The organism is Mycobacterium sp. NGS41 (genome assembly GCF_059812725.1).
The window spans coordinates 307,529-329,426 of the sequence record NZ_JCALDF010000002.1; the positions used below are offsets into that span (position 1 = coordinate 307,529).

General features: G+C 63.1%; 18 protein-coding genes and 1 pseudogene. 11 read left to right on the forward strand and 8 right to left on the reverse strand.

From position 1 onward, the window contains the following. Positions 1–82: 82 nt before the first annotated feature. On the forward strand, positions 83–886 hold the full coding sequence (locus AC5Y21_RS03710; RefSeq protein WP_499909516.1) for a crotonase/enoyl-CoA hydratase family protein: 804 nt from the start codon (positions 83–85) through the stop codon (positions 884–886). A 114-nt stretch (positions 887–1,000) separates the two neighbouring features. On the opposite strand, the gene AC5Y21_RS03715 is transcribed toward AC5Y21_RS03710, so the two are convergent. Beyond that, entirely contained in the window at positions 1,001–1,921 is a 921-nt protein-coding gene (locus tag AC5Y21_RS03715; RefSeq protein ID WP_499909518.1) for a winged helix-turn-helix transcriptional regulator, read from the reverse strand. Between the two features lie 92 nt (positions 1,922–2,013). Between AC5Y21_RS03715 and AC5Y21_RS03720 the strand changes: the two genes are divergently transcribed. Continuing rightward, complete coding sequence (locus tag AC5Y21_RS03720) at positions 2,014–2,811, forward strand: enoyl-CoA hydratase/isomerase family protein (protein ID WP_499909520.1); 798 nt, start codon at positions 2,014–2,016, stop codon at positions 2,809–2,811. Positions 2,812–2,976: 165 nt separating this feature from the next. After that, entirely contained in the window at positions 2,977–3,321 is a 345-nt protein-coding gene (locus tag AC5Y21_RS03725) for a hypothetical protein (protein WP_499909522.1), read from the forward strand. 60 nt (positions 3,322–3,381) lie between these two features. Here the strand turns inward: AC5Y21_RS03725 and AC5Y21_RS03730 are convergent, their stop codons facing one another. Then, entirely contained in the window at positions 3,382–4,611 is a 1,230-nt protein-coding gene (locus AC5Y21_RS03730) for an oxygenase MpaB family protein (protein ID WP_499909524.1), read from the reverse strand. A 101-nt stretch (positions 4,612–4,712) separates the two neighbouring features. Between AC5Y21_RS03730 and AC5Y21_RS03735 the strand changes: the two genes are divergently transcribed. Then, positions 4,713–5,372 carry a TetR/AcrR family transcriptional regulator gene (locus AC5Y21_RS03735; RefSeq protein WP_499909526.1) on the forward strand — a complete coding sequence of 220 codons (660 nt, stop codon included), beginning with the start codon at positions 4,713–4,715 and terminating at the stop codon, positions 5,370–5,372. A 29-nt stretch (positions 5,373–5,401) separates the two neighbouring features. On the opposite strand, the gene AC5Y21_RS03740 is transcribed toward AC5Y21_RS03735, so the two are convergent. Then, positions 5,402–5,977 carry a TetR/AcrR family transcriptional regulator gene (locus tag AC5Y21_RS03740; protein WP_499909528.1) on the reverse strand — a complete coding sequence of 192 codons (576 nt, stop codon included), beginning with the start codon at positions 5,975–5,977 and terminating at the stop codon, positions 5,402–5,404. Positions 5,978–6,426: 449 nt separating this feature from the next. On the opposite strand from AC5Y21_RS03740, the gene AC5Y21_RS03745 reads away from it, so the two are divergent. Genes AC5Y21_RS03745 through AC5Y21_RS03755 form a run of 3 tightly spaced genes read left to right on the forward strand, consistent with a single transcriptional unit; the run spans position 6,427 to position 9,046 of the window. Next, on the forward strand, positions 6,427–7,884 hold the full coding sequence (locus AC5Y21_RS03745; RefSeq protein ID WP_499909530.1) for a flavin-containing monooxygenase: 1,458 nt from the start codon (positions 6,427–6,429) through the stop codon (positions 7,882–7,884). Continuing rightward, positions 7,878–8,318 carry a VOC family protein gene (locus AC5Y21_RS03750; RefSeq protein ID WP_499909532.1) on the forward strand — a complete coding sequence of 147 codons (441 nt, stop codon included), beginning with the start codon at positions 7,878–7,880 and terminating at the stop codon, positions 8,316–8,318. The genes AC5Y21_RS03745 and AC5Y21_RS03750 overlap by 7 nt, the downstream gene beginning before the upstream one ends. Further along, positions 8,315–9,046: an SDR family NAD(P)-dependent oxidoreductase gene (locus tag AC5Y21_RS03755; protein WP_499909534.1), complete on the forward strand. Its 732-nt coding sequence runs from the start codon at positions 8,315–8,317 to the stop codon at positions 9,044–9,046. The genes AC5Y21_RS03750 and AC5Y21_RS03755 overlap by 4 nt, the downstream gene beginning before the upstream one ends. Before the next feature lie 34 nt (positions 9,047–9,080). On the opposite strand, the pseudogene AC5Y21_RS03760 reads toward AC5Y21_RS03755, so the two are convergent. Continuing rightward, positions 9,081–9,167 (reverse strand): annotated as a pseudogene (locus AC5Y21_RS03760) (DUF1942 domain-containing protein); the annotation flags it as partial. Between the two features lie 299 nt (positions 9,168–9,466). On the opposite strand from AC5Y21_RS03760, the gene AC5Y21_RS03765 reads away from it, so the two are divergent. Then, positions 9,467–10,459 (forward strand): nitrilase-related carbon-nitrogen hydrolase, encoded by a 993-nt coding sequence (locus AC5Y21_RS03765; RefSeq protein ID WP_499909537.1) that lies wholly within the window; start codon positions 9,467–9,469, stop codon positions 10,457–10,459. A 45-nt stretch (positions 10,460–10,504) separates the two neighbouring features. Here the strand turns inward: AC5Y21_RS03765 and AC5Y21_RS03770 are convergent, their stop codons facing one another. Next, positions 10,505–10,960, reverse strand: coding sequence for a DUF1942 domain-containing protein (locus tag AC5Y21_RS03770; RefSeq protein WP_499909593.1), 456 nt, complete (start codon positions 10,958–10,960; stop codon positions 10,505–10,507). Between the two features lie 571 nt (positions 10,961–11,531). Between AC5Y21_RS03770 and AC5Y21_RS03775 the strand changes: the two genes are divergently transcribed. Continuing rightward, positions 11,532–15,647: a serine/threonine-protein kinase gene (locus tag AC5Y21_RS03775; protein ID WP_499909539.1), complete on the forward strand. Its 4,116-nt coding sequence runs from the start codon at positions 11,532–11,534 to the stop codon at positions 15,645–15,647. A gap of 24 nt (positions 15,648–15,671) precedes the next feature. Here the strand turns inward: AC5Y21_RS03775 and AC5Y21_RS03780 are convergent, their stop codons facing one another. Further along, positions 15,672–16,535, reverse strand: coding sequence for a phytanoyl-CoA dioxygenase family protein (locus AC5Y21_RS03780; RefSeq protein WP_499909541.1), 864 nt, complete (start codon positions 16,533–16,535; stop codon positions 15,672–15,674). 308 nt (positions 16,536–16,843) lie between these two features. Here AC5Y21_RS03780 and AC5Y21_RS03785 point away from each other — a divergent pair, with 308 nt between their 5' ends. Continuing rightward, on the forward strand, positions 16,844–18,379 hold the full coding sequence (locus AC5Y21_RS03785; protein ID WP_499909595.1) for a serine hydrolase domain-containing protein: 1,536 nt from the start codon (positions 16,844–16,846) through the stop codon (positions 18,377–18,379). Between the two features lie 13 nt (positions 18,380–18,392). On the opposite strand, the gene AC5Y21_RS03790 is transcribed toward AC5Y21_RS03785, so the two are convergent. Continuing rightward, positions 18,393–19,154 carry a M15 family metallopeptidase gene (locus AC5Y21_RS03790; RefSeq protein ID WP_499909543.1) on the reverse strand — a complete coding sequence of 254 codons (762 nt, stop codon included), beginning with the start codon at positions 19,152–19,154 and terminating at the stop codon, positions 18,393–18,395. A gap of 289 nt (positions 19,155–19,443) precedes the next feature. On the opposite strand from AC5Y21_RS03790, the gene AC5Y21_RS03795 reads away from it, so the two are divergent. Continuing rightward, positions 19,444–20,250, forward strand: a complete 807-nt coding sequence (locus AC5Y21_RS03795) for an enoyl-CoA hydratase-related protein (RefSeq protein WP_499909545.1) — start codon at positions 19,444–19,446, stop codon at positions 20,248–20,250. A 1-nt stretch (position 20,251) separates the two neighbouring features. Here the strand turns inward: AC5Y21_RS03795 and AC5Y21_RS03800 are convergent, their stop codons facing one another. Beyond that, positions 20,252–21,688, reverse strand: a complete 1,437-nt coding sequence (locus AC5Y21_RS03800) for an SPFH domain-containing protein (RefSeq protein ID WP_499909547.1) — start codon at positions 21,686–21,688, stop codon at positions 20,252–20,254. Between the last annotated feature and the right edge of the window lie 210 nt (positions 21,689–21,898).

Genomic DNA, 21,898 nt, shown 5'->3' on the forward strand with positions numbered 1-21,898 from the left:
GAGGGGAGACGGAAGTAGATGCCAGGTTGCTTGGCGCTGCCAGAACATTCGAGCAGATCACCGCGCGATAGATTGCTACTTCATGAGCGAAGACAGAGTCCGTGTGCGGATCGCCGACAACGGCGTGGCAACGGCAACGATGGTGCGCGCCGACAAGCACAACGCGCTCGACCAAGCAATGTTCGAAGCCTTGGTGGATGCCGCGGAGCAGCTGGCAGGGGATACATCGGTCCGCGCAGTCGTTCTGCACGGTGAGGGCAAGAGCTTCTGCTCTGGTTTGGACGTCGCAAGTTTCATGGGCGGCGAACGTGGCACGGGCGTTCTGTTGACTCGAGACGAGGACCGCCCGGCGAACCTCGCCCAGCGCGTGAGCTATGACTGGTCATTGGTACCGGTGCCAGTCATCGCCGCGATTTACGGCAACTGCTTCGGCGGCGGTTTGCAGATCGCGCTCGGCGCAGACATCCGGATCGCCGCGCCGGACGCGAAGCTGAGCGTCATGGAGATCAAGTGGGGACTCGTTCCCGACATGGGCATCACGCAGACACTGCCGAGACTGCTGCCGATCGACGTCGCGAAAGAGTTGACGTTCACTGGCCGCATCGTTTCCGGCAGCGAGGGTTCCGAGCTCGGCTTGATCACTCGGACGGCCGCGGATCCGCTGTCAGCGGCGCTGGCGCTCGCGGGCGAGATCGCACTGAAGTCGCCGGATGCCATCCGTGCCGCCAAGCGCCTGTACAACGAAACCCGGATCAGCAACGACCCCGCGGCTGCTCTTGCGCTCGAATCAGTTCTGCAAACCGGGCTGATCGGCACGCCGAACCAGATCGCTGCGGTGACCGCTGGAATGTCTGGGGAGCGGCCGGTCTTCGCTGACCCCGCTTAGCGGGATGATCTTCGGATCCCAGAGCGCTTGAACGGCTCCCACGCTCGCATCGCAATGCGGGAAACGAAGAAGTCAGTGTCGACCGAGGTCAATTCTCTTGAATCACAATCGATGTCATTTCGCAGTTGACTGGTGACGTGTTCCCGTGGTTTCGACATCGGCGCGAGAAATCGGACAGGCGCAGTGGGAGCAGGTCACCACGGCGTGCAGTCGCCGTCCGCAGATTTCGTGGGTCAGCTTGACCGGAGCGTCACCACCAGCGAGCCACCGGTCTCCCCATGTGAGCATGGCCAGGGGGACTGGATAGAGATCGAGACCCTTTTCGGTGAGCTGGTAGGTGTGGCGGGCGCCGACACTGATGGTCCGGGCCAGCACTCCCAGTGCGGTCAGCCGGGATAGCCGCTGGGACAGGATGTTCGACGCGATCGAGAGTCGCTGCTGGAAGTCATCGAAGCGGTCGGTGCCGAAAAAGCACTCTTGGATGATTAGCGCGCTCCACAGATCGCCGATGACCTGTAGGGTCCGGGCGATCGAGCATGGGCGGTTACGTTCGAGCAGATCGAGGCCGGGCATCCGGTTGCGGCGCAATGACCCGTCGAGACGACGTACCGGGTCGGGCGCGCGATCGAACATCACATCGCGCGCAAGTACGGGTTTTTCGCAGTGCGTACACGCCATTTGTGCCTGCATTAGGTGGCCACAGCCGCGATGGGTTGTCCCGACAGCTTGCGGCTCTCCCCGGGCGCACCATCGGTCGCCCCAATGCATGGCCGTCAGCATGCAGCCGATGAAGTCCTCGCCGCTAGGTGTCAGGACGTAGTCGGGGCCCCGACGTTCCAGCAACCGCGAGGTGACTAGTTGGTTGAGCCGGGCCGTCAGTGTCGAGCGGGCAATGCCTAGTCGTTGCTGAAACTCGTCGAAGCGGGATACGTCGTCGAAGATCGCCTCCCGCAACACCATCCACGACCAGGCGTCACCGACCGCGGCGACGGCCCGGAATACCGAGCAGTCCCGCTCCAACTGTGCCCTCTGCACAGATGCATCCTACCGAAACGCTTGCATAACGAGACTAACCATGGTTGAGTCTCGCTATGCAAGCTGCGCTCTCGGCGGACAGGACCTAAATCATGACCGACTACAAGAATCTAATCTTCGACAGGCACGAATCGGTTACCACGATCACGCTGAACCGGCCTGAGGTGCACAACGCGCTGGACCGAGCACTCTCCGATGAACTCAACCGAGCGGTGCGCCAGGTGCGTGACGACCGCGAATGCCGGGTGCTGATCCTGCGCGGTGCCGGCGATACGTTCTGCGCGGGCGACGACATCACCGAGTTCAACACCTGGACCCCGGAGGACCCGTACTGGCAGGTGCGCAAGTACCAGGAGACCGTCCAGATCATCGAGGACCTCACACCCATCACCGTCGCCGCTGTCGATGGGGTCTGCACCGGCGGCGGTCTTGAACTGACGCTGGTGTGCGACTTCGTGATTGCTACTGAACGTTCGCGATGGGGCATGCCCGAAATCGACTGGGACATCACGCCGGGGTGGGGCGGCACGTCGCGGTTGGCGCGGGTAGCCGGTCGTCGTAAAGCCAAAGAGTGGAACCTGCTGGGCGCACTTTTCAACGCGGCGACCGCCGAACGCTACGACCTGGTGAATCGGACCTGCGCACCCGACGACCTCGAAGGCGAAGTCACTGCGCTGACCGAGGTGATTCTCACCAAGCATCCGGTCACGACACGGCGAACGAAGTTCATCCTCAACCGCGGTGCCGATATCCACATCTCTGGTGCGCTCGCATTCGAGGTCCCGATCATGCCGTTTCCCCTTGAGAGACAAGGCATTCAAGATTTCACGGACAAGCGCGCACGTGAGGGCCGCCGCCACCGCTCCAAGAACTTCTGGCAAGACCGCTAGCCCAACACCAAGCCCCGACGGCAATACATCAATCCGTCAAGTTTCTGAGACGAACTTCTGCGGGCGGGGATTGCTCCGGACAAGCACCCGCCCGAAGATGGAGCAGACGCTCCATCTTCGCAGGTAGAAGCACTTTCGTGAACCAACAGCTGGTAGGGTTAATTTATGGGTCGCGAGTTTATCGAGATCCGGATCACCGACCCCCGGGAATTTGCCCAGTCGACACCCGAGGCTCTTCGCCCACGGTTGCTGGACTGGCAGGTTGACGCCAAGGGTAGGCACGTCGCCTGGCGTTACCGGATAACCCGCTACGAGCAAGACGGCCAACCGAGGTGGTGGCTGGACGGGACCGGCCAGCACCCGTGGACAAGCGACGATGTCGAGTATCTGAAGGACGTGGCCGAGCACCACGCCGGTCGACTTTTGCGGAGACAGCGATGGCGGCCCCAGAGCATGTACAACGACCAGGAGCCGCCGCTGTGGATCGGTGGTGGAGGGTGGTCCTCTTAGCTGACCGCTCTTGACGGGCTGAAGTCTCAGTTCTTTTAGTTCTGAGGCGGTCTCATCTAGTTATGCGGCGTGGCCGAAGTAGTTGGCCGAGGTTCCGATTGCAGCGTCCCCAGTGTCCCCGATCAGGGTGTTCATGAATGCCTTCTGCTGGTGATAGCCGATGCGTGCGGCGCGGTCGATGCCGCCAGGTAGAGCGCGGATCAGTCCGGTGCGGGTGGCGTTGATCGGAATTCGGAGTAGTGGATACCAGGGCGGCATGTATGCAGGCAGTCCCAGGCGGCGCATTCCCCGTGGTCCGTTGAAGGCACTGGTGAGCGATAGGTGTGCTGCCCAAGCGATTCGGCGGCGGAGGTACTGTGCGCGCGGGTAGTGCCACGACAGTGGATCGGCGGCCATGGGTGCCGCCAACCGCCGGGTGCTGTCGTCGGGCTGATAGAGCGTGGTCAGGCAGTGATAAAGGACGCGAACGGAGTCGCGAAACCCATTGGAAAGCCAGCGTCCGTCAATTCCCATGAGCCAGCCCGTATATCGAGCAACGTGCGCGACGGCTTCCAGTTCCTTCGGAGTGAGTACGACGCCCATGGGCATGCACACGATAACGGGAGTGATGAGTGCGCCCAGCATGGTTGCGGCCATGTCGAGTTGGTTGACCGGGACACCCCATTGCGTAGCACTCCATTCCGGGAGCCCCCCGATGTGACGGCGAACAAACCCGTGGATGAGGCGAACGTGCAAGGTGGCGCGGTATCCCGGCCCGGCCGGCGCCATGCCATGGTCGTCGATGATGTCCAGCGCCCATCGCATGGTTTCGGCGAAACGTTGGGCTGTGCCGGTTTGGCCGTTCTGCCCGTTCTTGGTTCTGACCAGCGTCTGGTTGATGGCAGACACCGCATACCCGCTGAGGAACGGAACATCACGAGCGGCGTACATTGCGTCGATCCCACTCAGTCGCATGGCACGTTCACCGATTCGCAGTGTGTTCTGGTCGACCCACGACGGCGGCGTCTCGCAATGATTGAAGAAGGCGCGCAATGGTTCGGGTGCATCGGGAACACTCGTGATTCCGTGAAGGCGTGCCTGATCGAACAGTGGCCGCGTGGCGCTGATCCCTTCCGCATACATCCAGTCGAGCAGTTGATCCATCGGCGGATCCCCGATCATTAAGGCTTCGCCCATCGCCTGCCATTGGGCCGCCGAGGGCTTCTGGACGCCCAGCGCGGTCGCCAGCAGTCCGAGCACGGGGACATCGAGAGGTTCGGCGGGATGGCGGGTTGGAATCGTCGCTGTCATCGGTGTTCTCCTTCGAACCCGGCGTCTGGTGATAGGTGTCACCAGACGCGTTTGGTGATAGTCTTCACCAGAAGCGCAGTGTTGGCAAGAGGCGAGAGAGTATGGAGTTATCCAATGGCAGGTACGCAGGGCGGACTGCCGACGAGCGGCGTCTGGAACGACGCCGACGCCTACTGGATGCCGCCTTAGACATCGCCGGCTCGCAAGGCATATCGGCGCTTCGGGTGCGCGCCGTGTGTGTGCGGGCAGGGCTGAATGACCGCTACTTCTACGAGAGCTTTTCCGACTGCGATCAACTGCTCTTGGCGGTCTTCGAGGACCAGGCAGCCACGCTAGTCAACCAGTTGATGTCGATGCTGAGCGACACCGCAAGCGAGCAGCTCACGTCGAGGATCCGCACCGTCATCGAAGTTGGAATCGACTTCTGCGCCGAAGATCCGCGTCGGCGACGGCTGCTTGAGGAGTCGCAATCCAGCCCGACGCTCAGAGCGCGGCGCAATGAACTGATCACTTTGCTAGCCGAAATGCTGCTCACCCAAGGGCAGTTGGTCATCGGCGAGCACGTCGCCACTGACTCTCGCTACCGCATGGCAGCCCTCACCGTGGTCAATGGCTTGATCGAAGTCGCCGCGTCATGGTGGCGTGGTGAACTCGACGCCAGCCGTAACGAAATGGCCGAGTTCATGGTCGCGATGATCCTCACCACCGCGGATATCGGAACCCAACTCGAATCGCGAATGGCCAGCCAGAACCAAGGTTGACATCGTGACCGGCGCGGTGCACGACTCGCTTAGCGCTTCGCGTGTCCGGGCTCTGCGGAGTTTGACGTCACTCCACGCCGTCCGCGGGTATCAAGTCCTGCCGCATGTCGGAGTTCGGCAAGAAAACTCGCATCGTCGTGACCACGAACAAGGTAGTGACACACCGCGATTCGGACCACGGCGGCAGCGGCCACATCGCTGCCGCGGTCGGGCATCAGCTGGCGAAGTCGTTTGTGCATGATCGGCAGCACGTGGGACATCTGCTCCAACGAGTATTCGGGCTCGATGATGACGATCGCTGCCAGTGGATAAGAGTGCTGATAGTCCACTATGAACCGCAATGCCGTATCCAACCGTTCGGCGCCTCGCAAGCCCGCAGTGGCCGCGGCGACGCCAGCATTGAACTTGTCCAATTCGTAGAGCCCTAACGCTTCCAGGAGTCCATTCTTAGATCCGAAGTGGCGGTAGACGGTTGGACGGGAGACCCCTGCCTCTGCTGCCACTTCGGACAGCTGGAGTTTCTCCCGTCCGCTGCGCGTGAGTAAAACGATGGTCGCATCGAGGATGCGCCTACGCAGGGAGGGCTGCTGCCTTTCCGGCGGCATGGTGTCCTCCCTGAGGGTCGTGCGGGACGTATCAATCCTGAGTTTACGGTATCCGGCAATCTGACAATCTACATTTGTGGTCGTACCGACGGATCATCGAGTGAATATGCCGCTTATCATGACTCTGTCCAGGGGGGAGTTCTGGGGCACAACGGTCGTTGAGACCGGTGAGGGGTTCAGACCTGCTGTTTCATACGAGCATTCACGCTCCGACACAGCGCGAGGCACTCGATGACATGACCGTCGAGAACGGGTCGGGACCGCCCCGGCGCACCCGGCCGCAACGGGCTGCAGGGTGTTACATATAGTCTGTTTGTGTCGCATAATCCGGTGACGCGCGGAGAGCTCCGGCTGAGCATGCAAACGAGATCGTCGGGAGGCGGCATGTCGGTCAAGCTGCGACGCGATGCCGAAACGTCGTCGCATTCCTCGCCAGGCACGGACGGCTGATGGGCGGCGAGCCGACCGTGGCAGTCATCGGTGCCGGCCCGGGCGGTATCGCGATGGGTGTGCACCTCGCCCGCGGCGGCTACCGGTTCACGATCTTCGATCGCGCCGACGGCTTCGGTGGTACGTGGCGTCACAACACATATCCTGGCGCGGCTTGCGATGTCCCATCTCACTTCTATTCGTTTTCATTCGCGTTGAATCCTCGCTGGAGTAGGACGTTCGCTCCGCAGCCAGAAATCCTCGCCTATCTGGATCGCGTCGCATCAGAGCACGGATTGCACGCGCATTTCGTCGGCAACACGGGTGTGAGCCAGTTGTGTTGGGATGACGAAGCGTTGCGCTGGTCGGTCACCACAGACGACGGCACTACCCATAACTTCGACGTCGTGATCAGCGCCGTCGGAATGCTTGACGTGCCCTATATTCCTGACTTCCCCGGCGCCAACCGATTCCGTGGCCGAACATTTCATTCGTCGCAATGGGATCACACCAAACCGACTGCGGGAGAACGAATCGCATCGATCGGCACCGGCGCGAGCGCCATTCAGTACGTACCTGAGATCGCGGCTGACGCCGCCCACCTGACGGTGTTCCAGCGCACTCCGATCTGGGTCAGCCCACGCTATGACGAACCGTTCACTCCCGAGCAGCAAGAGCTTTTCGAGCGCGATCCCGAAGAGGCGCTCAAGATCCGCGACGCCGCATACCAGGCATACGAGGCCGCTGACTTCGGTGCAGATTCCGATATGACGAAGGAACTGACCAAGACAGCCCGCGAGTATCTTGCTCGCAAAGTCCCAGACCCGGAGCTGCGTGCCAAGCTCACCCCGTCCTATCCGGTCGGCTGCAAACGACCATTGCAATCGCGCGCTTGGTTACCCACTTTCCTGCGGCCGAACGTGACACTGGCGCCTTCGCCGATCGTCGAGTTCACCGAACATGGCCTGCGCACCGCCGACGGCAAGCAGCACGAAGTCGACACCGTCATATACGGAACTGGCTTCCGTGCCGCCGACTACCTACTGAGCCTTGGTGTGCAGGGCAGCGGTGGACGGCGACTGCGGGATGACTGGCGTTGTGGCGCTGAGGCCTACCTGGGCACCGTCGTTCCGGGTTATCCCAATCTGTTCACCTTGTACGGACCCAACACGAATGGCGTCACCTCGATCATCTACATCCTGGAGGCCCAGGCCGAGTTCGTCCGTCGCATCCTTGATGAGAAGACCGCGGCCCGGGTGCGAGCCATCGACATCAAACGCGAGATTCACGACCGGTACAACGTCGAGATCCAACAGGCAATGAAGGGCACCGTATGGCTGGCGAACTGCAACAGCTATTACCGTCATCCCAACGGAAAGGTCGTTACCCAGTTTCCCTTCAGCGGAACGACGTTCGCTGAGATGCTCGCTCGCGTGGGACTCGACGAGTTTGACTGGAAGGAGCCGATTTCATGCTAGGAATCCACCACACGGCGATAGTGACCGCCGATGTCGGGGCCTCGTTGCGATTCTGGCGCGACGGTCTGGGCTTCGTCGAATTGTTCGACCACACCTTCACCGGAGATTGGCCGACGTTGTTCGGGGCGGCCGCTGATCAGCTCCGGTCGATCTTCCTCGGCGATCCCGATACCCCCGACACGGGCATCGTGGAACTGGTTGTGCTGCAACACGTCGAGACCGGGCCGCCGCCGATCGACGTTCCGGCGTTCGGGTTTTTCCTGTTGTCATTGCAGCGCGAGGTCGACACCACACTGGCTAGGCTGGCAGACCTCGGCTTCGATGAAGGCGTACGGCAGATCGACATGCCTGCGCCCGATGGGAAGAAGGTAGCGATGGCGGTGATCACCGCGCCCGATGGCGTCCGCGTCGAGCTGATCGGACCACCGCAGTGACCGTCGTCGTCACCGGTGGCGGATCCGGTATCGGTCGCGCCGTGGTGGACCGCCTTCGCGCCGCGGGCCACCCCATCGTGGTGTGGGACGTCAAGGGCAGTGACGTCGCTTGTGACATCAGCGATCCCGATTCGGTGTCAGACGCGATCGAACGCACGGTCACCGAGCATGGAGTACCCAGCCGACTCGTCGCATGCGCAGGAATCGGCGCATCGGGCCTACTGCTCGACCAAACGCCCGCGGACTGGCGTCGGGTCATCGACATCAACTTGACAGGAACCTGGCTGACCATGCGCGCCGTCGCGCAGGTGATGGTCGACCACGGATCGGGCGGGTCGATGGTCGCCGTCTCCAGCATCAGCGGGACGATCTGCGACCGCGACATGGGCGCCTACTGCGTTTCCAAGGCCGGGATCGACATGTTGGTGCGGGTCGCCGCGGCGGAGTGGGGTCCGCACAATATCCGCGTCAATGCTGTCGGACCGGGTGTGACCCGCACGCCGATGCTGGCCGAACCCGAGAAGCTACCCGGATGGGTCGACGGACTCACCGAAAGAACCGCGCTCGGCCGTCTCGGCGAGGCCGACGACATCGCCGAAGCCATCGTTGCGGTTCTCGAAATGTCGTGGGTCACTGGGCAGACGCTGTTTGTCGACGGCGGTTTGGCGCTGCACAGCCCCATCGACGCCTACGGGCAAATGCGCCGCGTTATGACGCAGAAGCGCTAACAGCGGTAGACACGCTCCGCGTTGGCGGCGAAAAGAAGGTCGAACTGTTAACCGCACGCGCGTTGAAGTCGGCGATCACTGGGGTCGGGGATCCGGCTACGGACCTGGCCGTCACTATGGATGGGAATGACGTGTTGCTCATTCACCTGCGCCGCTGCTTCTGCTTCTCGCCGGAAACGTTGCACGAACGCGCCGTCTTGGGCCAAGGTGGGAGGAAGCAATTAAATTGCACGATTCTGTCCGGCCCTTCTTCCTTGCGCACCAGCGCCGATTGAGGTTCGCGATCTTGCAAGCGGTGCTGACTGAGAGGCCACTTGCGGCGCTCGCTCGCGAGCGTCAAACTTCCCTGATCGAGGGCGCCGTTCGCGCTCCGAGCGATAAATACCGGGAGACGCGATGACGGGGTCCATGGGTGGCGGTATGGCACCCAGGATCGTGCGAGCTGCCGTCGTACAAGCTGCGCCTGTGGCGTTTGACCTCAAGGCGACGCTGGCGAAGGTTGAACGCCTGACGGCCGAGAGTGCTGCGGGTGGAGCGGATCTCGTGCTCTTCCCGGAAGCGTTTGTGTCGTGCTATCCGCGTGGGCTGACGTTCGGCGCAACCATGGGATCGCGAACACCAGAAGGGCGGGCCTGGTTCCGCCGCTATTGGGAATCGTCGATCGACGTCCCCGGCCCAGCCGTCGACCGACTCGCAGCCATCGCCGGCGAAAACGCCGTCCAGCTCGTGATCGGTGTCATAGAGCGCGACCGCGGCACGTTGTACTGCACCGTGCTGTTCTTCTCGCGCTCCGGCGAGTACACGGGTAAGCATCGCAAGCTCGTGCCAACCGCGGCCGAGAGAATGGTCTGGGGCAGCGGCGATGGTTCCACGATGCCGGTGTTCGACACGCCAATCGGCCGGCTCGGCGCCGTGATCTGCTGGGAGAATTACATGCCTCTGCTGCGGACGGCGATGTACGCGAAAGGAATCCAGATCTATTGCGCCCCGACCGCCGATCCCCGCGATAGCTGGATCGCCTCAATGCAGCACATCGCCTGCGAGGGTCGCTGCTTCGTGCTCTCGGCCAACCAGTTCGTGCGCCGTGACGATTATCCCGAGGATTACCCAATCGAAGGCGACCACGAATCGGACGGCGTGCTCTGCCGCGGCGCGTCCGTGATCGTTTCGCCCCTCGGCCAAATCCTCGCCGGACCCGCGCTCTCAGGCGAAGCGATCGTTCGAGCCGATCTCGACCTCGGCCAGATCGCGGAAGGCAAATACGACCTCGACGTCGTCGGGCATTACGCCAGGCCTGACATCTTCCAGCTCTCGGTGAACGAACGTCCGATGCCCACTGTCGTCACCGAGCACGATGACTCCCGGGCAGCCGAGCAACCCCGGGAGTTCGCGAGCGAGTATCCGCGCCAGTGACCGCGGCAACCCAGTTCAAGGGCTACGTAGCAGATTCAGTTTGGGCTAGCTAGCTTTCCAGACGACCTTGTCGGCGCCGGCGGCATCCCGGTAGACAACGCTGTCGGGTGCTGTGCCACCTCGAACGTCGAAGTAAAGCCTCCCGGTTGCTTGGTTGCCCTGCGCGATCGGCTGGTTGGGCAGGCCGTCCACCTCGTTGCCCTTCATCACCGCGTAGGTCGAACTGTTAACCGCACGCGCGTTGAAGTCGGCGATGACCGGGGTCGGGGTGCCGGCTACGGACCTGGCCGTCACTTCGGAAAACCAGATGCCATCGTTGTGGCCGCTGGGTTGTAGGCTGCCCACGGTGTAGTCGATGGTCCCACCCGTGCTGGGAATCTCTGCCGATTGGCCGAACGCTACGACTTGCGGGTCGGCGAGCGCCGGTGTCGCCGTCAGGACCCCTGCCATCGCGATGCCAGCCGCAGCTGCTGTCGCCTTCATGGCGACCTTGGAGAACATCACGTGGAACTCCTTCCGCTCTGTTCCTGTGATTTAAAAGTGGTAGCTACTTGCTCGACCACTTCTGCTGCGTATCCAAACTCGCTGGTTTCAAACCTCACGCCGTCATGGGGGGTTGACTAGCTGTTTTTGTTTGTTGATGATTGCTCGGCGTCCGATCAATGGCATGTGGCGTGGCTGTTGATGCCGTCAACACTCTCGATATCCGCAGATCACCCGGCGTCGTTTCACGGAGTTTCTCGCAATTGCTTTCAACGTTTCGCCAGTACAGCGCGATTTCGACGTATGGTTCGTCCCGGAAGCCCCATTGGCAATTTACTGGTCGGTGCCACACGCTCTGGCAAGTTTCTTTTTTCTATCGACAGCCCGAGTGAGTTAGTTTGTGACGGCCCAGCTGATCTGGCGAGATGGGTGGTCACCTAGAAGTGCGCAATTTTCTGTCAGGGCTTAGGTGGCCCTATTCGCTTCCATCACAAACTGACGCCGACACGACGGAAACCAGAGCAAACACAAGCGTTAGGACGGCGTTGGTAGCATCAACGGCACCTGCATACCTTGGGAAGGGTGGCCCATGGATGAGGTGGTGTTGGGCCGCTACCGGCTGATCGAGCTGATCGGCCGCGGCGGCATGGGCAAGGTCTATAAGGCCCACGACACCGTGATGCAACGCGACGTGGCGATCAAGTTGTTGTCGCCCGAACTCATCACGAAGCCTGGCTACGCCGAAAGGTTCCGTCGCGAGGCCTACACGGCGGCGAAATTGACCGAGCCGCACATCATCCCGATCCACGAGGCCGGCGAAATCGACGACCAGTTGTATCTGGTGATGCCGGTCATCAAAGGCACCGACCTGCAAACACTGCTCACTCGCGACGGGCCGATGGCCACGGAGCGCGCTGTAGTGGTGATCGAGCAACTGGCCGCGGCGCTGGATGCCGCGCATGAAGCGAACTTGGTGCACCGCGATGTCAAACCGTCGAACGCGCTGGTGACCGCTCAGGATTTCGTGTATCTGATCGATTTCGGCATCGCCCACGACGCGTCGGCTGCCAGGCTGACAGGTACCGGCCTGACGGTGGGCACATGGTCATACATGGCGCCCGAACGCTATGGCACCGGCACCTGCGACGCGCGCGCCGATGTGTACTCGTTGGCGTGTGTCCTGTATGAATGCCTGACCGCGCAACTGCCCTATCCGGGGAACAGCATCGAGGAGCAGGTCGCTGCGCACCTCACCAAAGACCCCCCGAAACCCAGCATTTTCGACCCCGAAATCCCGCGCGGGTTCGATGACGTGGTCGCGCGCGGCATGGCCAAGGATCCCGGGCAGCGCTACCAGTCCGCCAGCCAGCTGGCCGTCGCCGCCCGCCGAGCGCTCAGTGGGGCGCTTACCACGGCACAAGCCAGGCCAGCACACGCGCCGACGTGGATCGAGGACCCGGCCGACGCGACAAGCACTGAGAAGCGACGGGCAGCCGCGCCCGCATCCACAGCGATCAAACCAACTGCTGAGCTCAAGCAGGTGACGGTGCTGTCCGCCAGTGTGGTCGATTCGACCGATCTGGCCGCGGCCGTCGGTGTGGAGCGGTTTCACGAGATGATGACCGACCTGGTCAACCGCTGCGCGGTGGTAGTGCAGCGCTATGGCGGGATGGTCGAGAAGTCCACCGGCGGAGGGATTTTGGCGGTGTTCGGCGCGCCGGCGGCGTTGGAGGATCATGCGCTTCGCGCCTGTTTGGCGGCCCTGGGAATCCAGCAGGAGGCCAGGGGGCTGGCTGACGAGGTCGAACGCCGCGACGGCGGGGACCTGCGATTGCGCATCGGCCTCAATTCGGGCCGGGTCATCGCGGGTGGGGTCGGTTCGCCCCTGGGTTTGGTCGGAGAGCAGGCCGGTATCGCGCAGCGCATGGAGTCCGTGGCGGCGCCCGGCGGGGTCATGCTCAGCGCGTCGAGCGCCCGACTGGTCGAAAACGCCGTAGTGCTGGGTAAGCCGCAGCTGGTGCAGATCGACGGCGCTCACGCACCGATGCCGGCGCGTCGCCTGCTGGGGGTAGCGGCGCAGGCGGGCGGGGCCGCTCGTTTCGACTCCACGTTGGTGGGGCGCCAATGGGAAATGACCGTCGTCACAGGCATGTTGGATCGATTGGCCGGTGGTCACGGGGGTGTCGCGTGTATCGGGGGACCGCCGGGCATCGGCAAGAGTCGGCTGGTTCACGAGACCGCGGCGATCGCGCGCCGTCGTGGTGTCGAAGTGTTCTCGACCTGTTGCGAGTCTCATGCCGGTGACATCTCGTTTCATGTGGTGGCGCGGCTGCTGCGAACGATCGCGGGGATCAGCGATCTGGACGGCGAGGCTGCGCGGGCGCGGGTGCGCGGCCAGGTTCCCGACGGCGTCGACCCGCAGGATTTGGTGTTGCTGGATGACCTGCTGGGCATCCGCGACCCGGATGCGACGTTGCCGCCCATCGACCCGGCCGCGCGGGGACGCCGGTTGACCGCGCTGATCAACGCGGTGACGTTGGCGCGTACCGAGCCGAGGCTCTACATCCTCGAAGACGTGCATTGGATCGACGCGGTCAGCGAATCCATGCTGGCCGAATTCTTGAAGGTGATCCCGAAGACACCGTCGATGGCGCTGATCACCTACCGCCCCCACTACCACGGGGTGCTCGCCCAGGTGCCCGGTGCGCAGACGGTGGCGCTGGACCCACTGGATGATGCGGACGTCTCAGCATTGGTGGGTGAGCTGTTGGGCGCGGATCCCACGGTGGGCGCGGTAGCGGCACTGATCACCGAAACGACCGCCGGTAACCCGTTTTTCGCCGAGGAAATGGTCCGCGAGCTTGCCGAACGCGGTGTGCTGGAGGGCGAGCGCGGTAGCTACCGGTGCCACACCGATGTGGCCAAGGTCCACGTGCCGGCCACCGTGGAGGCGGTGATCGGTGCGCGCATCGACCGTCTCGAACCGGCGGCCAAACAGACGCTGAGCGCGGCAGCGGTGATCGGATCACAGTTCAGTCCGGATCTGCTGACCAGCCTGGGAATCGATCCGGCCCTCGAGGCGCTGGTCGACGCGGAATTGATTGATCAGGTGCGTTTCACCCCGCCCGCCGAGTACGCGTTCCGGCATCCGTTGATCCAGGCGGTGGCCTACGAATCACAACTCAAATCAGAGCGTGCCAAGCTGCACCGGCGCCTGGCCGCGGCCATCGAGGCCGGCGACCCGGGATCGGTCGAGAAGAACGCGTCGGTGATCGCCGAGAACCTGGAGGCAGCCGGCGATGTGCAGCTCGCGTACGGCTGGCACATGCGAGCCGGCGCATGGTCGACGCACCGCGACATGGCCGCGGCGCGGCTGAGTTGGCAGCGCGCACGCGAGATCGCCGACGCGTTGCCCCCCGACGATCCGGAGCGCACCGCGATGCGTATCGCGCCGCGCACCCAGCTATGTGGCACCGCCTGGCGAGTCCATGCGGACAGCTCCTCCGCGCCGTTTGAGGAGTTGCGTGAACTGAGCTCGCTCGCCGGCGACAAAGCATCGTTGGCGACGGGCATGGCCGGGCAGGTGGCGAACCACTGGCTGCATGGCCAAGCGCGGGAGGCGTCGGCGCTGGCCGACGAACTCATGGCCCTGGTCGAGGCGGTCGCGGATCCGATCATGACGATCGGGCTGTCGTTCTTCGCGGTTCTCGTCAAGATGGAGACCGGGGAATGGGCCGACGTGCTGCGCTGGTCGCAATCTGTCATCGAGTTGGCCGACGGCGATCCCACCAAAGGCAACTTCATCCTCGGGTCACCGTTGGCGATGGCGCATCAGACGCGCTTTTTCAGTCGAGGGGTTCTGGGCCACCCAAAATCCGAGTGGCTGGCCGACCTCGCGGTCACCGTCCCCATGGCCCGCGAGACGGACCCGACGACGTACGCCATTGTGATCGCCTCCTACGGAATAGGGATATGCGCGGGGGCGCTGCTGGTCAACGAGGCCACGCTGGACCTGATCGATGAGGCGCTGCAGATCGCCGAACGATCCGGTGACGATTTCGCGCTGGGCAACGCCCGATTGGCGATGGGGTTGGCGCTGATGCACAGCGACTCCGCGACAGACCGTGAGCGCGGCCTCGATGTGCTGGCCCAACTGCGCGACATGTGCCTGCACGGGCACTTCACCTTGTCCGAGCTGCCGATCGTCGAGACCTATACCGCATGGGAGCAGGCCAGGCGTGGAGACCTCGATGGTGCCGTCCCGGCATTGCGGGCGGCCGTGGACGAGCTGTTCGAGGCAGGTCAACTCAGCTGGTTCATCATGGCCACCGCCGTGTTCGTGGAGGCGCTGCTGGCTCGCGGCGGCAAGGCCGATCTGCAGGAAGCCGAGACCGCGATCGAGCGGTTAGCAAGCGCGCCGCTTGACGACGGGTTGGTGCTGCGCACGATCTGGCTGACGCGGCTACGCGCGCTGCTGGCCGGCGCCCGCGGCGACGAGGCCGCCCACCGGCAGCTCCTGCAGCAATACCGCGCGATGGCCACGTCGGTTGGTTGGCTGGGACACATGGCGATGGTCGATTCGTGGGCTGTCCGCGTCGCGGCGGCAGGCGCGAGCCGAATACTTTCCATCTCGACGAAAATGTCCCGAAACTCCACCTGGAACAGGCTCATTCTCCGGTCGACGGCGTCGTGGCGTCGTCGTTGACGGCTCAGCTCCACTGAGAAAGTGCTACAAGTCCTGTCCGGGGTCCAGCAGCCGCAGCGGGTGCAGACCGTCGACCGCGCCGACGAACGGCGGGTGGATGCTGTAGCCGAGCATCCGGCGAATGTCGTCGGAGACCGTTCGAGCGATGTCACGCGAGATCGACAGGGTGAAGGCCTCCATAGGTCGCAGCCACGGTTGGCAGTATTGGGCGGTGACGGCCAGGCGCTCCTCAGTGGTGGTGTTAGCGCCTCCGCCATGCCACAGGGTGCCCACGAAGAAGACGCACGAGCCGGCCGGCATAACCACGGGTATCGCTTGATCGTCTGCGCCTGGCCGACGTTTGCCCCAGCGGTGGCTGCCGGGTATGACCACCGTCGCGCCGTTGTCCTCAATGAAGTCGTCGATCGCCCAGATCGTCGCCGCCGCCAACGGCGCCCGTGGACGCGGAATCGGGTAGAACCCGTCGTCGTGGTGCGGCAGCTGCGCGGTCTCTCCGGGCTGAATGTTGATGGCCTGCAAGGCCGAAAGCAGGTAATTGGGCATCAGCAATTGATCGAGCACCGCCAGCACCCTTGGATGGTCGACGAGCCGGTCGCACACTCGCGTCCTGCTCAGCACGCTGTAGATGCGTTGGGTGCGCCGGCCTTCGAAGGTGTTGCGTCCGGTGTGGCCCAGCCACGGGCGCACGACCTCACGGATTTGCCGGCACTGCTCGGTACTGAGCAGGTTCTCCCAAATGACGTAGCCGTCGCGGTCGAGAGCCGCCATATCGGCCTCGACAGTCCCGCTGTCGACCGAGCTTCCGCCGCTTGGCGCCCACTTGTACCGACCCGCCAGATCGCCTCGGAGATCCTCCAGCGTGGTGACGGACTCCTCGTCGATGTTCATTGGTACCCGTCCTTATCCCGTTGCCACATCAATAGCATTGGTAACCGCATAGCGACGGTTCGTGGGATCGTCTTCTTCTGACCACACTAAGCTCAGTTCGACTCATTTCCACATGCGAATCGCGCCGGACACGGCGGCCAGAAAGTGGCGCCATGCGCTTGCTCGTGCTTGACAAGCCCCCCGCCGGACCCAGCATCATGGCGGGACGAATACCTGTGGAATTCCGTGAAACGCGGCGGCGGGAAATCACGTGAACGACAACGGCTCTCTTGGCAGGCTCTCTTGGCAGGTTTGCCTTGGGTAAGCCGATGCGAACAGGCATTGCCGCCGGAACCGCCTTTCTTGCACTCGTGACGGCTTGCTCGCGTGGCTATGCAGAACACGCGGACCACACCTCACCAGCGATCGAAAGGGGACAGACCACGCAGACGCCACCTGCGGCTCCCACAACGGAGTCCGCAATACCCTCGAAGCTGCCCGAGCCGGTTACCGCACCTGAGTTCGCTACCGTCTCCAAGCTGATCAACGATGCGATTGCGGCAAACAGGCTGCCAGGGGCTGTGGTGGTGATCGGGCACGGAGGCAAGGTCTCCTTCCGTCAGGCTTACGGCTCGCGCAAGCTTGCCGGCGAACCCGGGCTTGACGGATCGCCTGCACCTGCGGAGCCGATGACCGAGGACACGATCTTCGACTTGGCGTCGTTGACCAAGAGCCTCGCAACGGCGACTGCCGTCATGCAGCTTTACGAACAAGGCCAGGTTCAGTTCGACGATCCTGTGCAGGGCTATCTGCCCGACTTCAACACGGAGAACGATCCACGCCGTGCCTCGGTGACCCTTCGCATGTTGCTTACGCATACTTCAGGCGAGACCGGAGATGTAGAACTCAAAGACCCGTGGGGACTCGACGGAGCCGATAAAGAAGAAGGTCTTCGTCGTGCGCTCACGACGCCGCTGGAATCGGGCCCTGGTGAGGTTTTCCGCTACTCGGACATCAACTTCATTCTGCTCGGGGCAATGGTCGAAAAAATCAGCGGCGAGGCTCTAGACGTTTATGTTCAGCAACACATATTCGCGCCGCTGGGCATGGAAGAGACCCGCTACCTTCCCCCTGCGAAAGCATGTGGCCCGCACACGGTCAGGGGAGTGGCGATCGCGTGGGCTCCCGCGCCCAAAGACGGCGTGCCGGCGGCTTGTCCTGCAGGTACGTGGCGCACCGGTCTGTTGTCGCGCATCGCACCGACAGCTCGTGACGAAGAGGGCAGGGCCGATCCGGGCAAGAATCCCGATCTTGATCGCCTGCTTCGGGGCACCGTGCACGACACGACGGCGCGGCGCATGGGTGGAGTGGCCGGGCATGCTGGTTTGTTCTCAACGGCACACGACGTCGGCGTCTTTGCGCAGGCCTTGCTCGACCGGCTTGCGGGCCGTCCGAGCGATTTCCCGCTGACGCAAGCCACGCTTGAGTTGATGACGGCTCCCCAGCAGCCGGGCCACTCAGCTCAGCAACTTCAAGCAGCGAACGCTGCCGCTCGAGACGCCATCGCAAAGCGACCGAACAAACCGGATACGCTGCTCGCTCCGCACTATCCGGCGATCGCGGGGCAAAACCTTCGCGGCTTTGGCTGGGATATCGATACGCCTCTCTCCATGCCGCGAGGAATGGTCTTTCCCGTCGGCAGCTTTGGTCACACGGGCTTTACCGGAACCTCGATTTGGCTGGACCCAGACTCAGATAGCTACCTAGTAATGCTCACGAATTCGATTCACACGCGAGGAAGTCCACCGATCTCGGATATACGAGGCAAGGTCGCGACGGCCGCAGCCCGTGCCCTGGGCCTTTAGATTCGGCGCATGCTCAGGGCCGCTCGAAATGTTGGTAGTCGGTGGAAACCGCCCAATAGCCACCCCACTGCCAGCCACGGTCCGTGAAGACGCGCACGGCCGGGTCGTCATTGTGTAAGAGTCCTGGGTCGGTGCGGCTGCGGTCCAGATAGGGCGCCGCGTTCCGCGGTTCGAAATATCCGCTGGCGTACAGGCACGGGTTGAGCAGCGTATTGATGTCGATAGCCCGGCCGTAAGCGTGTGGAGACCATTCGTCGGTTCCTGGAATGTATCGGCAGTTGAACGCCGAAGTGTTGTTGTCCTCCATGGATAACTCGTCATCGGCGTCCGAATAATGCTCGACTGTGCGGATCTTGTCAACGGGATAGTGCAGTCGGTAAAGCTGCTCGAAGATTGCGATGACATCCCGCACCAGCTCCTCGTGCACGACCAGTTCGCCGCGGTGGGTCTGGCCGTCGAAACCGATGTAGTCCACGTCCACCCGTCGCAGGTGCTCCGGCTCGACGGGGCAACCCGGCCGCCAGGTCGTGCCGAGTTCGGCGGCGGTGACCGGCTCCACCGTCGCAGCCGCAGGTGCCGGCGGCGCACTAGGCGACGACGACGGGGTGACCGACGACGACGCGGTGACCGATGACGACGCCGCGGCCGGCGTCGACGGCGTAACGGAAGGTGAGGGTGTGGCCGCACGTGGCGGTGGCGCGGCGGTGCACTGCACCAGCAGCGCGACCGCTGCGAGCACTTCCGTCAGCACGGCAACCCGCCGCCCGAAGGACATCAATTGAGATGTGTCCTCACCGCATGTTCTCCATCCCCACAAGACCGCTGTGATAAGCGGTTTCGCTGGACAAAATCCGGTGCCAAGGCTACCGCAGACAGATTTCCTCGCAATGGCTACGGAAGAAGGGACCGCAGCAAAGCGGCTCGCGGCTAGTCCAGGCTTGATAGATTTCGTCTGCCGGTGGCGCACGCGTCAACCACGATGAAATCGTCCAACAGCGAATGGATTTGGTGGCCGCCTGACTCGGCGGTCCGGCATGGCCGAAAAGGACTGTCAGGAGTAGCAGATGAGCGACCAGCACCTCACCTTCGAACGCGACGGCAACGTCGTCGTCCTGACGATGAACAACCCACGCCGCAAGAATGCACTGACCCCCGAAATGATCGCGTTGATAGCTCAGGCGTGGGATGAGATCGATGCCGACGACGGCATACGTGTTGCCATCCTCACCGGTTCCGGCGACTCCTACTGTGTGGGCGGCGATCTCGCCGATGGGTGGATGGTGAAGCGCGCCAAGGGCGCTAAAGACAGCGACGAGACTCCGCCGAAGTCACGCGGAACGATCATCACCGACGGACTGCTGCTAACCCGCAGCCTGAGCAAACCGCTCATCGCTGCCGTCAACGGCCCGTGCCTGGGCGGTGGGTGTGAAATGCTGCAGCAGACCGATATTCGCATCGCCGAGGAGCAGGCGGTCTTCGGATTGCCCGAAGCCAAGTTCGGGCTCATTGCCGGCGCGGGTTCCACGGTGCGGCTCAAGCGCCAGATCCCCTACACCAAGGCCATGGAGATGCTTTTGACCGGCGAGCCATTGACAGCGGCTGAGGCATACCACTTCGGGCTGGTCGGACACGTTGTGCCGAAAGGGCATTCGTTAGCGAAGGCCCGTGAAATCGCTACCCGCGTCGCGGCTAACGGCCCACTGGCGGTTCGAAACGCGAAGGCTTCCATTCTGGCCAGCGGTTGGCTGGACGATGCTGACGCCCGAAAGATCGAACAACGCTTCGTCGTCGAGGTGATGACCTCACAAGATGCGAAGGAAGGTTTGGCCGCGTTCGCAGCCAAACGCGATCCCCGATTCACCGGAAAGTAGGTCACTGGCTCGCCACCCCGTCGCGCTGAAACGCCTTGTCGCCGTCCTCGACATCGCGCCACACCTGCGAGATGTCGGCGCCGTTGGCCGGCTTCCCGTTGTCAGCGAAGTCGGGCGGCTTGGGCCCGAACATGCTCGTGACCATCTGATAAATCGGGCCGAGAGCACCGATCAACTCGGCCAGCCCCGAACCGCCGTTGAGGATATTGAGGTTGGCGTGCTGCAAGCCGAGACCCTGGGCCAGCTCGCGCGCGATGTCAGGCATGACTTCGACCCGCTTGGCCTCGATCTGGGCGTTGTTGTTGGCCGCCAGCGCCTCTGCTTTCTTCAGCGCACCGGCAGCCTCGGCCAGTTCGTACGCCTGCTTTGCCGCGGCTTCAGCTTCACCCTCGGCCCGACGGGCAGCCGCTTTGGCCTCACCCTCGGCGCGGGTGGCCTCGGCCTTGAAGGATGCGGCGTCACGCTGGGCCTCAGCATCGAGTTTGACCTTGGCCGCCGCAGCCTGGGCCTGCTTGACCTCGCGAGTGGCGGCGGCTTCGGCCTCGAATCCGGCACGTTTGGCGGCCGCCTCGGCTGCACTGGTTTGGGCGTCGGCTTCGATACGCACCCGCCGAGCTTCGGCCTCTGCGGGCTTGATCTGCTCGCCGACCAACTCACGCTCACGCAGCGCAGCATTGGTGTCGGCAACCGCGTGCCGGCGCTCCAGCACCTGGCGCTCCACGTCGGCCTGGGCCAGCTGGCCTGCCGCGTTGGCCTCGGCGTTCGCCTTGTCCACCTCGGCTTTGATCGCGGCCTGCTTGAGTTGGGTCTCGCGGATCTGGTCGTTCTTCTTGCGCTCGGCTTCTTGCCGGGCCTGGGCTGATTCCTGATCTGCTCGAGCGGCAGCAATGGCAGCCTCCTTGGCAGCTTCGGCAAGGTGAGGCGCAGCGAGGTTGTCGAGGTAGCCCGAGCCGGCATCGTCGAAGTGCTCGATCTGCAGCGAGTCCACCGTGAGTCCGAGTTTGCTCATCTCGAACTGTGACTGCTTGAGAATCTCCTCAGCCAATGCGTCGCGGTTGCGGTGGATGTCGACAACCTTCATGGCCCCGACGATGGAGCGGAGGTGCCCGGCGAAGATGTTGCGGGTCATGTCCTCCATCTCGCCCTTTCGCTGCTCACCGAGAAAGCGTTGAGCTGCCGCGTTGACCGCGGGAATGTCGGACTGGACCTTGAAAGCCACTACCGCCTTGAGGTTGAGCAGGATTCCTTCGGTGCTGCGGCACGTCTCCTCGATCTCCACCTTGTGCAGGTCGAGTCCTAGAAATCTCACCTTGCGGAAGCCCGGCAATACCCACGCGCCGTGCCCGATCACCACCTTGAACTGCGCGCCTTCGGTCTTTTGCTTGCCACCCGAAATCAGCATGGCCTGATCGGGATTCGGCACTCGGTAACCGAGCATGTTGTTCTCCTTCTGTTTGTGATTGCCTCCCCGCCGACGGCGTTTTAGCCGTCGCGGGCGAAGCGGTCTAGGTGTGTTGGGCCGCACCAGTGCTCGACGATGAGCGACGGGGGCCTAAGTTATCGCCTGCCATTTGCGAAATTCTTGCGTTCGTTTCGGCTACCGATCCCAACAACCATGTGTGGGATGAAGCTGACTCGAAGCCCCCCT

Bases quoted from the DNA above. Each gene is read 5' to 3' on its own strand.
- AC5Y21_RS03790 (WP_499909543.1), bottom strand. From the start codon at position 19,154: ATGTCCTTCGGGCGGCGGGTTGCCGTGCTGACGGAAGTGCTCGCAGCG.
- AC5Y21_RS03780 (WP_499909541.1), bottom strand. From the start codon at position 16,535: ATGAACATCGACGAGGAGTCCGTCACCACGCTGGAGGATCTCCGAGGC.
- AC5Y21_RS03725 (WP_499909522.1), top strand. From the start codon at position 2,977: ATGGGTCGCGAGTTTATCGAGATCCGGATCACCGACCCCCGGGAATTT.
- AC5Y21_RS03765 (WP_499909537.1), top strand. From the start codon at position 9,467: ATGGCACCCAGGATCGTGCGAGCTGCCGTCGTACAAGCTGCGCCTGTG.
- AC5Y21_RS03750 (WP_499909532.1), top strand. From the start codon at position 7,878: ATGCTAGGAATCCACCACACGGCGATAGTGACCGCCGATGTCGGGGCC.
- AC5Y21_RS03740 (WP_499909528.1), bottom strand. From the start codon at position 5,977: ATGCCGCCGGAAAGGCAGCAGCCCTCCCTGCGTAGGCGCATCCTCGAT.
- AC5Y21_RS03785 (WP_499909595.1), top strand. From the start codon at position 16,844: ATGCGAACAGGCATTGCCGCCGGAACCGCCTTTCTTGCACTCGTGACG.
- AC5Y21_RS03770 (WP_499909593.1), bottom strand. From the start codon at position 10,960: ATGTTCTCCAAGGTCGCCATGAAGGCGACAGCAGCTGCGGCTGGCATC.
- AC5Y21_RS03745 (WP_499909530.1), top strand. From the start codon at position 6,427: ATGGGCGGCGAGCCGACCGTGGCAGTCATCGGTGCCGGCCCGGGCGGT.
- AC5Y21_RS03720 (WP_499909520.1), top strand. From the start codon at position 2,014: ATGACCGACTACAAGAATCTAATCTTCGACAGGCACGAATCGGTTACC.
- AC5Y21_RS03710 (WP_499909516.1), top strand. From the start codon at position 83: ATGAGCGAAGACAGAGTCCGTGTGCGGATCGCCGACAACGGCGTGGCA.
- AC5Y21_RS03730 (WP_499909524.1), bottom strand. From the start codon at position 4,611: ATGACAGCGACGATTCCAACCCGCCATCCCGCCGAACCTCTCGATGTC.
- AC5Y21_RS03775 (WP_499909539.1), top strand. From the start codon at position 11,532: ATGGATGAGGTGGTGTTGGGCCGCTACCGGCTGATCGAGCTGATCGGC.
- AC5Y21_RS03800 (WP_499909547.1), bottom strand. From the start codon at position 21,688: ATGCTCGGTTACCGAGTGCCGAATCCCGATCAGGCCATGCTGATTTCG.
- AC5Y21_RS03795 (WP_499909545.1), top strand. From the start codon at position 19,444: ATGAGCGACCAGCACCTCACCTTCGAACGCGACGGCAACGTCGTCGTC.
- AC5Y21_RS03735 (WP_499909526.1), top strand. From the start codon at position 4,713: ATGGAGTTATCCAATGGCAGGTACGCAGGGCGGACTGCCGACGAGCGG.